Annotated in this window: 11 protein-coding genes; 9 read left to right on the forward strand and 2 right to left on the reverse strand. The window is 63.3% G+C overall.

Features of this window, described 5'->3' with window-relative positions:
- Positions 1–426: 426 nt before the first annotated feature.
- Positions 427–579, reverse strand: coding sequence for a DUF1127 domain-containing protein (locus tag K3752_RS04510; RefSeq protein ID WP_409233610.1), 153 nt, complete (start codon positions 577–579; stop codon positions 427–429).
- A gap of 990 nt (positions 580–1,569) precedes the next feature.
- Between K3752_RS04510 and mraZ the strand changes: the two genes are divergently transcribed.
- The 9 genes from mraZ to K3752_RS04555 all read left to right on the forward strand — a co-directional run bounded on the left by mraZ (position 1,570) and on the right by K3752_RS04555 (position 11,263).
- Positions 1,570–2,073: a division/cell wall cluster transcriptional repressor MraZ gene (mraZ, locus tag K3752_RS04515; protein ID WP_093965061.1), complete on the forward strand. Its 504-nt coding sequence runs from the start codon at positions 1,570–1,572 to the stop codon at positions 2,071–2,073.
- Between the two features lie 4 nt (positions 2,074–2,077).
- The gene (gene rsmH / locus K3752_RS04520; protein ID WP_260066257.1) at positions 2,078–3,073 is read left to right on the forward strand and encodes a 16S rRNA (cytosine(1402)-N(4))-methyltransferase RsmH; all 996 of its coding nucleotides are present in this window, start codon (positions 2,078–2,080) and stop codon (positions 3,071–3,073) included.
- Entirely contained in the window at positions 3,070–3,438 is a 369-nt protein-coding gene (locus K3752_RS04525) for a cell division protein FtsL (RefSeq protein ID WP_170391006.1), read from the forward strand. Before rsmH ends, K3752_RS04525 begins: the two co-directional genes overlap by 4 nt.
- Positions 3,435–5,222 carry a penicillin-binding protein 2 gene (locus K3752_RS04530; RefSeq protein WP_260065208.1) on the forward strand — a complete coding sequence of 596 codons (1,788 nt, stop codon included), beginning with the start codon at positions 3,435–3,437 and terminating at the stop codon, positions 5,220–5,222. The genes K3752_RS04525 and K3752_RS04530 overlap by 4 nt, the downstream gene beginning before the upstream one ends.
- 21 nt (positions 5,223–5,243) lie before the next feature.
- Positions 5,244–6,725 (forward strand): UDP-N-acetylmuramoyl-L-alanyl-D-glutamate--2,6-diaminopimelate ligase, encoded by a 1,482-nt coding sequence (locus K3752_RS04535; RefSeq protein ID WP_260065210.1) that lies wholly within the window; start codon positions 5,244–5,246, stop codon positions 6,723–6,725.
- Positions 6,722–8,116 (forward strand): UDP-N-acetylmuramoyl-tripeptide--D-alanyl-D-alanine ligase, encoded by a 1,395-nt coding sequence (gene murF, locus K3752_RS04540; RefSeq protein WP_260065212.1) that lies wholly within the window; start codon positions 6,722–6,724, stop codon positions 8,114–8,116. The genes K3752_RS04535 and murF overlap by 4 nt, the downstream gene beginning before the upstream one ends.
- 34 nt (positions 8,117–8,150) lie before the next feature.
- Complete coding sequence (gene mraY / locus K3752_RS04545) at positions 8,151–9,233, forward strand: phospho-N-acetylmuramoyl-pentapeptide-transferase (RefSeq protein WP_260065213.1); 1,083 nt, start codon at positions 8,151–8,153, stop codon at positions 9,231–9,233.
- Between the two features lie 150 nt (positions 9,234–9,383).
- Positions 9,384–10,778, forward strand: coding sequence for a UDP-N-acetylmuramoyl-L-alanine--D-glutamate ligase (gene murD, locus K3752_RS04550; RefSeq protein WP_260065214.1), 1,395 nt, complete (start codon positions 9,384–9,386; stop codon positions 10,776–10,778).
- A gap of 110 nt (positions 10,779–10,888) precedes the next feature.
- On the forward strand, positions 10,889–11,263 hold the full coding sequence (locus tag K3752_RS04555) for a glycine zipper family protein (protein ID WP_093964839.1): 375 nt from the start codon (positions 10,889–10,891) through the stop codon (positions 11,261–11,263).
- On the opposite strand, the gene K3752_RS04560 is transcribed toward K3752_RS04555, so the two are convergent.
- Positions 11,260–12,441, reverse strand: a complete 1,182-nt coding sequence (locus K3752_RS04560) for an NAD(P)/FAD-dependent oxidoreductase (protein WP_260065216.1) — start codon at positions 12,439–12,441, stop codon at positions 11,260–11,262. The two genes, K3752_RS04555 and K3752_RS04560, sit on opposite strands and share 4 nt — an antisense overlap.
- Positions 12,442–12,529: the final 88 nt, after the last annotated feature.

Genomic DNA, 12,529 nt, shown 5'->3' on the forward strand with positions numbered 1-12,529 from the left:
AAAAACGGCGGTTCCCAGGGAGGAGGAGGGAACCGCCGTTCTTGTCAACATCAGAGCAGGGAGGAGGAGAGCCCCGATGTATCCGAACCCGGGTTTTCCCCGGTATCTGAAGCGCGCGGTGACACCAGGGAGGAGGAAGGGTGCCACCGCGCTCTTTTCACATCGGGAAGGGAGGAGGAGAACCCGATGTATGCGTTTCCGGGTCTGGCCCGGTATTTGAAGGGCGCGGTGGCATCAGGGAGGAGGAAGATGCCACCGCGCGCTTTCAACATCAGAGCAGGGAGGAGGAGAGCCCCGATGTATCAGCATCCGGCAGGTTGAGGCCGGTATAGGGTGCGGCAGCATCAGGGAGGAGGAGAGATGCTGCCGCTGAAATACAGGTCCTATGGGAGGAGGAGTGGACCTGATCTCGGTGTTTCGTGGCGCTCAGCGCGCGAATTGTTCTTCGGCGGCCTGCATGGCCAGGCGACGGATCATCGAACGGTGCAGGCCCAGATCGGCCAGCTCGCGGTCCGACAGTTCTGACAGTTCGTTCACCGTCTGGCGGTACACGCGATAGCGTGCGATACGGGTCTTCATGGTTTCGATCAGAGAGGCGAAACCAAATGTCGATGCGCTTTTGTGTGCGCTGTTGGTGCTTGCGACTGCCATGTTCGTTACCCAATCATCTGTCGTTGCCGCCGCTATGTTCCGGCGCTTGCTTGAGACTGAAGATAGGCAAATGCTGCGATTGCACAATACCGGACAGGATCAATGCTGCTATGCAGCAAGTGCATAGATTGACTGCCGGAATCCCGACACCCGTAAATATGCCTTTAAAATATGGAAATTTTCGTTAGCGCGAACTGCGGGGCATTGTTCGGGCCTGGCGGCCGCCCATCATTTTGATGAAAATTTGCGCGCGTAAACGTGGAATTTGTGCGGTTCAGGACTGCGCGATTTTTGTGCGTCTGGCCTAACTCCCGATTTGGGCGGGTTCATGGGACTTTGTGGGACTGGCGGGAATTGGTGGGAAATTCGGGGCGGTCTCTCTTGGGTTCGGCCTGGATCGCAGGGTGATTCGGCGCCATTTGGTCGAATAAGCGAGGGGTGTTGGGTGGAATCGGGGTTGTTGAGCAGAAGATGTGGGAAATCGTGGGAAAATTTTTCCCGCGCGAAATATGTCTATATATTGTGTTTGGATATTGCTAGTTGTCTACCTGTGGTCATTTTTCGTATTTGCGTATGAATTTCCACTGCTGTAGTTTTCCGAATCTAACCTTCTTGGAAAAAAATCTCATTGATTTCCATGAATTCCCATGGCATCCCTTATTCATCCGATGAGGACGAGGCACATGGGGCGCCAAACGACCCCGAACCAAAAACAAACAGGTTTCATACAGGCATCTCGCTTTCATCACTCAAGAGATCCGGCGCGCGGGCGAGCAGACATCCCCCCAGGTGGCGCGCGCAGCTGGACATCCCGCACAGCGGGTCAATGCGGCGGGTTGATCAGTGGCAGCAGATCAACCCGCCGTTTTTCATCCGGGGGAAGACGTAGGTGGGGCGCAAGCGAAAGGGACAGTCGTCTTGGCGCGCAGGTTTAGAGGTGAAAGCCACCACAAGGTGGACGCGAAGGGCAGGGTGTCGATCCCGGCCTCGTTTCGCCGTGTGCTCGAGGCCTCGGACCCCAATTGGCAGCCCGGTGACAATCCTGAACTGGTGATCGTTTACGGTGACCACCGCCGCAAATACCTTGAATGCTATACTATGGAGGCGATCGACGAGGTCGACGCCAAGATCGACGCGCTGCCGCGCGGCTCGATGCAGCGCAAGATGTTGCAGCGCCTGTTCCACGGGCAGTCTTTCCCGACCAATGTCGATGAAACAGGTCGCCTGGTGTTGCCGGCCAAGCTGCGCAACAAGATCGGGCTGGAGGGCGAGGCGTTCTTCATCGCCGCGGGCGACACGTTCCAGATCTGGAAGCCCGAGACATACGAGGCCGAGGAACTGGCCGCCACCGAAGACTGGTTGGACGAACTGCCCGAGGATTTCGATCCGATGCAGTTCCTTGACGGCATCGAAGGTGCGTGACGGCATGGCCGGCGCGGATCACACTTCATCTGACAAACCCCATATTCCCGTTCTGCTGCGCCCGTTGCTGGACGCGGTTCATCCGGTATCCGGCACCTGGCTGGATGGTACCTTTGGTGCGGGCGGCTATACCCGGGGTTTGCTTGAGGCTGGCGCCGACAAGGTAATCGGCGTCGATCGCGATCCATTGGCCTTTGAAATGGCGGCGGATTGGGCAGCCGAATATGGCGACCGGCTGGTGATGCAACCGGGTGTTTTCTCGCGCATGGATGAATATGCCAACGACCTTGATGGCGTGGTGCTGGACCTTGGTGTCTCGTCCATGCAGCTGGACCAGGCCGAGCGCGGCTTTTCCTTCATGAAGGACGGCCCGCTGGACATGCGCATGAGCCAGGAGGGCGAAAGCGCAGCTGATCTGGTCAACACCGCGACCGAGGAGCAATTGGCCGACATCCTGTTCCACTACGGTGAGGAACGGGCAAGCCGCCGCATCGCGCGCGCCATCGTCAAGGCCCGCACCGAGTCGCCCATCACCACTACCCTGCGTCTGGCCGAGATCGTCGAATCCTGCCTGCCCCGCGCCAAGCCCGGCCAGTCCCATCCGGCCACCCGGTCGTTCCAGGCGCTGCGCATTGCGGTGAACGCCGAATACGAGGAATTGTTCCAGGGCCTGATGGCCGCCGAGCGCGCGTTGAAGCCGGGCGGACAACTGGCCGTGGTCACTTTCCACTCGGTCGAGGACCGGATGGTCAAACGCTTTTTCCAGTCGCGCGCGGGCAAGACCGGACGCGCCAACCGCTATGCGCCCGAAATCCAGCAGGATCAGCCGCAATTCACATTGAAGACCCGCAAGGCCATCGGCCCCGACCCGCAGGAGTTGCAGGACAACCCACGCGCGCGCTCGGCCAAGTTGCGGGTTGCTGTTCGTGCCGATGCTCCGGCGGGGGAAATTGATGCCCGCGCCATCGGCATGCCCATGATCGGGGGAAAGGCAAGATGAAGAGTATTCTGTTTGTATTGACCGCCTTGGGTGTTTTCGGCCTGGCCTTGTGGGCCTATCAGGAAAACTACCGCACCCAGCAGGTACTGAAGGAAACCCAGTCCCTGCAGCACCAGATCGGCGCGGCGCAGGCCCGGCTGGCTGTGTTGCAGGCCGAATGGGCCTATCTGAACCGCCCGGACCGACTGCGTGAATTGGCCGACCTGAATTTCGAGCGTCTTGCCCTGCTGCCGCTGCGCGCCGAGCAGTTCGGACGTGCCGACCAGATCGCCTATGCCGAGGATCCCGACCTGCCCATCGCCGACCCGATCGAATTGCAGGCGATCACCGACACCCAGGCCCTGGGCGAGGTGCAGATCCCATGACCCGAACACCGCTCCGCCCGCTTGCCCGCATCCTCGAGGCCCGCGCCCGCGGGGAAAACCCCAAGGTGATCGAGCGCGAGAATATCCGTCGCCGCCACGAAGAGATGAAGGACCGCGCCCGCGCCCGCGCCGAGGGGCGGTTGCTGGTGCTCAGCGCGTTTTTCTTTGCGGCTTTTGCCGTTGTCGGGTTCCGGATGGGCGCTTTGGCGACTTCGGAGGCGCAAGAGCCGCTGGCGAGCGCCCCGGGCGCGTCGATTGCCATGCAGCGGGCGAATATCGTGGACCGCGAAGGCCGAATCCTTGCGACCAACCTTGATACATATTCCGTTTATGCCCAGCCCCCGCTGATGATCGACCCGATCGCGGCCGCGGAAAAGCTGGTGGCGATCTTCCCGGATCTGGACAAAGAGCGGTTGGTCAAGGACTTCACCGGCAAGCGCAAATTCCTGTGGATCAAGAAACGCATCTCGCCCGAGCAGAAACAAGCGGTGCATGACATCGGCGATCCGGGCATCCTGTTCGGCCCGCGCGAAATGCGGCTTTATCCCAACGGCCGGCTGGCCGCGCATATCCTTGGCGGTTCAGGCTTTGGGCGCGAAGGCGTCTCGGCTGCCGAGGTGATCGGTGTGGCCGGGGTGGAAAAACAGTTCGATGACTACCTGCGCGACCCGGCCAACGGAACCAAGCCGCTGCAGCTGTCGCTGGACCTGACCGTTCAGGCGGCGGTCGAGCAGGTGCTGGACGGCGGCATGAAGATCATGAACGCCAAGGGCGCCTCGGCGGTGCTGATGAACGCCCATACCGGCGAAGTGATTGCAGCCGCCTCGTTGCCCTCGTTCGACCCGAACGACCGTCCGCGCCCGCCGACCTCGGGGTTCGACCCTTCGGATAGCCCGCTGTTCAACCGCTATGTGCAGGGCGTGTATGAACTTGGCTCGGTCTTCAAGATCTTCACCGCCGCGCAGGCGGTCGATCTGGGGCTGGTGAATGCCGACACGATCATCGACACCTCGGGCCCGATGAAGATCGGGCGTTTCCCGATCGGCGAATTCAACGGCAAGAATTACGGCAAGATCAGCGTGGCCGATGTGATTGTGCACAGCTCGAACCGCGGCACGGGGCGGTTGGCGCTGCAGATCGGCGCCGAGCGCCAGCAACAGTTCCTGGACGCGCTGGGCATGTTCGACCCCACCCCGTTCGAGATCGTCGAGGCCAAGGGCGGGGTGCCGCTCAAGCCCAAGAAGTGGGGTGAATTGAGCACCGTCACCATTTCCTACGGCCACGGCCTGTCGACCAGCCCGATGCATTTGGCGGCGGGCTATGCAGCCATTGCCAATAGCGGGCATTATGTCAGCCCCACGATCCTGCGCCGCAACGGGCCGCAATACGGGCCGCGCGTGATGTCGGAAAGCGCGGCCAAACAATCGCTGATGATGCTGCGCAAGGTGGTGACGGACGGAACCGCCAGCTTTGGTGACGTTTCGGGCTATGCCGTAGCCGGCAAAACCGGCACCGCCGATAAGCCCAAGCCGCGCGGCGGGTACTATGATGACAAGGTGATCGCCACCTTCGCTTCGGTCTTTCCAGCCTACGATCCGAAATTTGTTCTGATCGTTGCGCTGGACGAACCGTCGATCCTGGCCTACGGCGAAAAGCGCCGCACGGCAGGCTGGACGGCGGTACCCGTGGCGGCCGAGTTGATCGGCCGCATCGCGCCGCTGCTGGGCTTGCGTCCGCGGCTTGAGCCTGAGGATCGCGCTGCTATAACGCTGACCTCGAATTAGGCAGTCCGACAGAGGTGGGTCATGGGCGCAAGGTCAAAGAAACTCAGCCAGCTGGCCCTGACCGCGCGGGGCGGTGCCGACCCGGAGATTACCGGGCTGGCCGTGGACAGCCGTCAGGTCAAGGACGGTTTTCTGTTCGCGGCGCTGCCGGGGACGCGCGTGCATGGGGGCGAATTCATCCAATATGCCCTGCGCATGGGGGCTGGGGCCATCCTGACCGATGCCGAAGGCGCGCGGATCGCCGCCGATGAACTGGCCGCCTCGGACGCCGCCCTGGTGGTGGTACAGGACCCGCGCCAGACGCTGGCATACACCGCCGCATTGTGGTTCGGGGCGCAGCCGCGCACCATGGTGGCGGTCACCGGCACCAACGGCAAGACCTCGATTTCGACCTTCGTGCGCCAGATCTGGACCGAGCTGGGCCACATGGCCGTCAATCTCGGCACCACAGGGGTCGAGGGCGCGTGGACGGCACCGCTGGCCCACACGACACCCGAACCCATCACCCTGCATCGCTGTCTGGCCGAGGCCGCCGAGGCCGGCGTGACCCACGCCGCGATGGAGGCCTCGTCACATGGGCTGGAACAGCGCCGGCTGGACGGCGTGCACCTGACGGCGGCGGGGTTTTCGAATTTTACCCAGGATCACCTGGACTATCACGCGACGTTCGAGGCGTATTTCGCCGCCAAGGCGGGGCTGTTCGACCGGGTTCTGCCGCAGGACGGAACGGCCGTGATCAACATGGATGATCCGAAAGGCGCCGCGATCCGTGATATCGCGCAGGCGCGCGGTCAGTCGATCCTGACGGTGGGCAGCGGGGATGCTGATCTTTGCCTGTTGAACCAACGGTTTGACGCTACTGGGCAGGATCTGCGCTTTGCCTGGCGCGGCAAGACCTTCCAGACCCGGCTGAACCTGATCGGCGGGTTTCAGGCGGAAAACGTTCTGCTGGCTTGCGGATTGGTCATTGCGAGCGGTGACGAGGCTGAACATGTCTTCGACACTCTACTGCATCTGACTACGGTGCGGGGGCGGATGCAGTTGGCGGCGACCCGCAGCAACGGGGCGGCGGTATTCGTCGACTACGCGCACACGCCCGACGCCGTGGCCACCGCCTTGCAGGCGCTGCGTCCGCATGTGATGGGCCGGTTGATCGCCATCGTCGGCGCGGGCGGCGACCGCGACGCGACCAAGCGCCCGCTGATGGGGCGGGCCGCGGCCGAGAACGCCGACATCGTCTTTGTCACCGACGACAACCCGCGCTCGGAAGACCCTGCCGCCATCCGCGCTGCGGTGATGGCCGGGGCCCCCGACGCGACAGAGGTTGCCGATCGGGCCGAGGCCATCCTGCGCGGCATCGATGCATTGCAGCCCGGCGATGCGCTGCTGATCGCGGGCAAGGGGCACGAGACCGGGCAGATCGTGGGTGACCAGGTTCTGCCCTTCGATGATGTGGAACAGGCCAGCATCGCCGTGGCCGCACTGGACGGGAGGGTCGCATGACACTCTGGACCGCATCCGAGGCCGCCGCCGCGACGTGTGGACGGGCCACGACCGATTGGCAGGCGGGCGGCGTGTCCATCGATACGCGCACGCTGCAACCGGGCGACCTGTTCGTGGCGTTGAAGGCGGCGCGCGACGGGCATGATTTCGTGGCGCAAGCGCTGGACAAAGGGGCTGCTGCCGCGCTGGTGACGCACATCCCGGATGGCGTGGCCGCCGATGCGCCATTGTTGATCGTCGATGACGTACAAACCGCGCTCGAGGCGTTGGGCCGCGCCGCCCGTGACCGGTGCAAGGCCCGCGTGGTCGGGGTGACGGGCAGTGTGGGCAAGACCTCGACCAAGGAGATGCTGGCGACCATCCTGTCGGATCAAGGCCGCACCCATGCCAGCGTTGCCAGCTACAACAACCATTGGGGCGTGCCGTTGACTCTGGCCCGGATGCCGCGCGACACCGAATATGCGGTGATCGAGATCGGCATGAACCACCCCGGCGAAATTGCACCCCTGGCGCGACAGGCTCGCCCGCATGTGGCGCTGGTCACCACCGTCGCTGCGGTTCACCTCGAGGCGTTCGAGTCGGTTGCCGGCATTGCCCACGAAAAGGCCGCCATCTTTGATGGGTTGGAGGCCGGCGGCACCGCCATCGTGAACGCTGACCTTGATCATACCGACATCCTGCGTACCTGCGCCGCCCGACATGGCGCGGTGATCGTGGATTTCGGCCGCACCGCATCGGATTATCGGCTGACCGGCGTGACCCAGTCGCCCACGGACATCCACGTGACCGCCGAGGCCATGGGCCAGCCATTCGCTTTCGACGTGCAATCTGCGGGGACGCATTTTGCCATGAACGGTCTAGGCGCGCTGGCTGCCTGCGTCGCGCTAGGTGTCGATCTGGACGCGGCCATCACCGGCCTCGCCAAATGGGCGCCGGTCACGGGGCGGGGCGTGCGCGAGATGCTGGCCCTGCCGGATGGCGGGCAGATCGAACTGCTGGATGATAGTTACAACGCCAATCCGACCTCGATGGCGGCGGCGCTGGATGTGTTGGCGGCAGCGCAGAGCGAAAGGCGCATCGCCTTCCTGGGCGACATGAAAGAGCTGGGGCCAAACGAACGCGCGATGCACGCAGCGATGGCAGACGTGCCGGCCATGACGCAGATCGACAAGGTGCATTGCATTGGACCGTTGATGCGGGCGCTGCACGAGGCGTTGCCCGAGGACAAGCGCGGGCTGTGGTTCGAGACCAGCGCCGAAATGGTTCAAGAGCTTCCGCAGCTGGTTCGGGCGGGCGATGCCGTGTTGGCCAAGGGCTCGCTCAGCATGGCGCTGGCACGGATTGTTGACGGTTTGCGGAAAATGGGGCAAGTGGGCGCGCTTGATGCATGACCACCCATGACCGCGGTGTGAGAAAGGTTTTGTAATGCTCTATTGGTTGACCAGCCTGTCGGACGGAGGGGATTTCTTCAACCTCTTCCGCTACATCACGTTCCGCGCAGGCGGCGCCTTTCTGACGGCCCTGATCTTTGGCTTCCTGTTCGGCAAGCCGTTGATCAACGTGCTGCGCCGGAAACAAGGCAAGGGTCAGCCAATTCGGGATGATGGCCCCGAGGGGCACTTTACCAAGGCCGGCACGCCCACGATGGGGGGCCTGCTGATTGTCGGTGCTCTGGTGACGTCCACGCTGATTTGGGCGCGGTGGGACAATCCTTATGTGTGGATGGTTCTGTTTGTCACTCTGGCCTATGCGGCCATCGGATTCGCGGACGACTATGCCAAGGTGTCGAAGCAGAATACCAAGGGCGTTTCAGGAAAAATGCGCCTGGCTTTGGGCATCATAATCGCCGCGCTGGCCGCGCTGTGGGCGACGCTGCACCACCCCGAAATGCTCCAGAACCAGCTGGCCGTGCCGATCTTCAAGGACACGCTGATCAATCTGGGTATCTTCTACATTCCGTTCTCGATCGTGGTGATCGTGGGGGCGGCGAATGCCGTGAACTTGACCGACGGGCTGGACGGGCTGGCCATCATGCCCGCGATGATCGCAGCCTCGACCTTGGGCGTGATCGCCTACGCGGTGGGTCGCGTCGACTTTACCGAATATCTGGACGTGCACTATGTCCCCGGCACGGGTGAGATTATTATCTTCACCGCCGCATTGTTTGGCGGTGGGCTTGGGTTTCTGTGGTACAACGCTCCGCCAGCGGCGGTGTTCATGGGGGATACCGGCTCGCTGGCCCTCGGCGGCGCACTGGGCGCCATCGCCGTTGCCACCAAGCACGAGCTGGTTCTGGCCATCGTCGGCGGCCTGTTCGTGGTCGAGGCGTTGAGCGTGATCATCCAGGTGCTGTATTTCAAACGCACAGGCCGGCGGGTCTTCCTGATGGCGCCGATCCATCACCACTATGAGAAGAAGGGCTGGGCCGAGCCAACCATCGTGATCCGGTTCTGGATCATCTCGCTGATCCTGGCGATAATTGGCCTTGCGACACTGAAAGTACGGTAAGGCTCCCGCCGGGCGCGGTGGGCCTGCGGCCCGCCTGTACCCGTTGGGCCCGGCTCGCGCCGAGGGCGCGAGCCTGACGCCGCCCTTGCCAAGGGTCAATTCTTCGGTACAGGGTGGCGGCGCATTGGCAGATGGAAGAAGGTGCGCGGCATGATCCCGGTCAAAGGGTTTTCAGGACATAAGGTTGCGGTTCTGGGGCTGGGGCGGTCGGGCCTGGCCACGGCGCGCGCATTGCGGGCGGGCGGAGCCGAGCCGGTGTGCTGGGATGACAACCCCGCCGCGCGCGAAAAGGCCGAGGCCGAGGGGTTCATGTGTCAGGACCTGCGGCGGGAAGGCGCCTTTGACGCGATCGCCACCTTGATCGTATCGCCCGGCATTCCCCATCTTTATCCCGAACCCAACCCGGTTGTTGCCGCCGCGCTGCAGGCCGGCGTTCCGGTCGACAATGACATTGGTCTGTTCTTCCGCTCGCTGGGCGGTGCCGAATGGGACAAGTTCGATGTGCCGCCGCGTGTGGTCGCCGTCACCGGCTCGAACGGGAAGTCGACCACGGCGGCGCTGATCCACCATATCCTGACCCAATCGGGGCGCGAGGCGCAGCTGGCGGGCAATATCGGGCGCGGCGTGCTGGATATCGAGCCCGGCGGCGACGGATCAGTGGTGGTGCTGGAGCTTTCCAGCTATCAGACCGAGCTGGCGCGTGCGCTGACGCCCGACGTGGCGGTGTTCACCAATCTCTCGCCCGACCATCTGGACCGGCATGGGGGCATGGGCGGCTATTTCGCCGCCAAACGCCGCCTGTTCTCAGAAGGCGGTCCCGACCGTGCCGTGATCGGCGTGGACGAGATCGAAGGCGCGTTTCTAGCCGGTCAACTGGCCGAAGGGCCGGGCGACGACCGGGTGATCCGCGTCTCGGTGGCGCGCAAATTGGCCGGCCCGGGCTGGCAGGTCTTTGCCCGCAAGGGGTTCCTCTCGGAATACCGCAAGGGGCGCCAGGCCGCTTCGATCGACCTGCGCGGCATCAAGGGCCTGCCCGGAACCCACAACCACCAAAACGCGTGCTCGGCCTATGCCGCCTGCCGCGCGCTGGGCCTGGCGCCCAAGTTGATCGAGGACGCGCTGCACAGCTATCCAGGCTTGCCGCACCGCAGCCAGATCATCGCTGAGGCAAACGGTGTGACATTCGTGAATGACTCCAAGGCCACCAATGTCGACAGCGCGGCCAAGGCGCTGGGCGCGTTCAAAAAAATCCGCTGGATCTGCGGCGGGCTTGAGAAAGAGGGCGGTATCGCCGCGCTGAACGACGCGACCGATGAGGTTCTGTGCGCCTACGTGATCGGGCGCGAGGCGGCCGGCTTCGCCATGCAGTTGTCGGTTGAGGCCCGCGTTTGCACCACCATGGCCGAGGCAGTCGAACAGGCCATGCGCGACGCCGCGCCGGGTGAAACCGTGCTGCTGGCGCCCGCGGCGGCCAGTTTCGACCAATACGACAATTTCGAACAGCGCGGTGACGATTTCGTGGCGCATGTTCAAAAGCGGCTTTGAACTGTACATTTGCAATGAACCGCCGGTTGGGCCAAATTGAAGTGCTATCAGCTTGACGCACCAGAATTAATGATTTTGTTACCCTAGGAATTCAACACGAGGTTAAGACCATGCTGAACCGCAAGCTTTCAATGATCCTGCCGGCCATCCTGGTGGCAGGGGCCTGCACGAACACAGGCGCGAACTACCAGCCCATTGTGGATGGGCCCGTCAGCCCGAACTACAACGCAGACCTGGCGCAGTGTCAGGCCGTGGCGCGGCAGCAGGGCACGATCGACAGCAATACCGCTGGCGCGGCGGCCATTGGCGCGGCGGGTGCTGCGGGCACCAAAGCCATCATCGACGACAGCGCAAGCGATCTGGGCCGTGCGGCCGTAGCCGGCGCACTGGTGGGGGCAGGAGCCAGCGCTCTGCAAAACACCCAGAAGCAGGAAGTCATCGTCCGCAACTGCATGCGCGGCCGCGGCTACAACGTCGTAGGCTAAAGGCGACCGGCGATCGCAATTCCGGCGGCGTGACCCGAGGACCACGCCCACTGGAAATTGTATCCGCCCAGCCATCCGGTGACATCCACCGCTTCTCCAATCGCATAGAGGCCGGGGACATCCCTGGCCTCCATCGTTTTCGACGACAGGCTGTCCGTGTCGATGCCGCCCAAGGTGACCTCGGCGGTGCGGTACCCTTCGGTGCCCGAGGGGGTCAGTGCCCAGTCACTCAGCGCATCGGTCAGCGCCTGCAGCGCCGCATCCGACTGATCGGCCAGGTTGCCACGCATCGGGATCTGGGCGCTCAGAAACTCGACCAAGCGGGCGGGCAGGTAGCGCGCGAGTTCGGTGGTCAGGGCCTTGCGGCCTGCGCTTTGCCGCCGTTCGCGCAGAAGGTCGAAAAGGGGCAGTTCGGGGATCAGGTTGATCCGGGTCGCCTCGCCCTCGCGCCAATATGAGGACAGTTGCAGCACAGCCGGACCGCTCAGGCCGCGATGGGTGAACAGCAGCGCCTCGTCGAAACTCGTGCGATCGTTCGACAGTCGCGCGGGGACGGAAACACCGGACAAATCTTTGAACCGCCCATCGGGGAAGGTGAACGGCACCAAAGCGGCGCGGGTCTCGGTGACGTGCAATCCGAACTGCGCGGCGATGTCATAGGCCAGCCCGGTCGCACCCATCTTGGGGATGGATTTTCCGCCGGTGGCCAAAACCACGTTGGCACAGCTCAGGTCATATCGCGCACCCTCGCGCTCGACCACCAGTTCAAAGCCGGCTTCGGTCTTGCGCAGATCGCGCAGCGACGTGTGCAACCACAGCTCTGCGCCCGCGCGGTCCATCTCGGCCAGCAGCATGGCGATGATCTGCTTCGATGAGCCGTCGCAGAACAGCTGCCCCAGCGTCTTTTCATGCCATGCGATGCCGTGACGGCCCACAAGGTCGATGAAATCCCATTGCGTGTACCGCGCCAGGGCCGATTTGCAGAAATGCGGGTTCTGCGACAGGAAGTTCTGTGGTCCGGCGTAGAGGTTGGTGAAGTTGCACCGCCCTCCGCCCGAGATGCGGATCTTTTCCCCCGGCGCCTTGGCGTGATCAATCACCAGCACACGCCCGCCGCAATGGGCGGCGCACATCATGCCGGCGGCTCCGGCGCCCAGTATGATCGTGTCAAATCGCATCCCTCGCCCTTGGCGCGGATTGACGCCAATGACAAGAGGAAGAGGCTGGCCTGAGGGGCATTTTCCCTGTAGACTCTCAAACAGATCC

Source organism: Ruegeria sp. B32, assembly GCF_025141855.1.
GTDB lineage: Bacteria > Pseudomonadota > Alphaproteobacteria > Rhodobacterales > Rhodobacteraceae > Ruegeria > Ruegeria arenilitoris.

What these genes read in the sequence shown, in the direction of transcription:
- K3752_RS04510 (WP_409233610.1), bottom strand. Translation starts at nt 579, where the DNA reads ATGAAGACCCGTATCGCACGCTATCGCGTGTACCGCCAGACGGTGAAC.
- rsmH (WP_260066257.1), top strand. Translation starts at nt 2,078, where the DNA reads ATGGCCGGCGCGGATCACACTTCATCTGACAAACCCCATATTCCCGTT.
- K3752_RS04525 (WP_170391006.1), top strand. Translation starts at nt 3,070, where the DNA reads ATGAAGAGTATTCTGTTTGTATTGACCGCCTTGGGTGTTTTCGGCCTG.
- K3752_RS04530 (WP_260065208.1), top strand. Translation starts at nt 3,435, where the DNA reads ATGACCCGAACACCGCTCCGCCCGCTTGCCCGCATCCTCGAGGCCCGC.
- K3752_RS04535 (WP_260065210.1), top strand. Translation starts at nt 5,244, where the DNA reads ATGGGCGCAAGGTCAAAGAAACTCAGCCAGCTGGCCCTGACCGCGCGG.
- murF (WP_260065212.1), top strand. Translation starts at nt 6,722, where the DNA reads ATGACACTCTGGACCGCATCCGAGGCCGCCGCCGCGACGTGTGGACGG.
- mraY (WP_260065213.1), top strand. Translation starts at nt 8,151, where the DNA reads ATGCTCTATTGGTTGACCAGCCTGTCGGACGGAGGGGATTTCTTCAAC.
- murD (WP_260065214.1), top strand. Translation starts at nt 9,384, where the DNA reads ATGATCCCGGTCAAAGGGTTTTCAGGACATAAGGTTGCGGTTCTGGGG.
- K3752_RS04555 (WP_093964839.1), top strand. Translation starts at nt 10,889, where the DNA reads ATGCTGAACCGCAAGCTTTCAATGATCCTGCCGGCCATCCTGGTGGCA.
- K3752_RS04560 (WP_260065216.1), bottom strand. Translation starts at nt 12,441, where the DNA reads ATGCGATTTGACACGATCATACTGGGCGCCGGAGCCGCCGGCATGATG.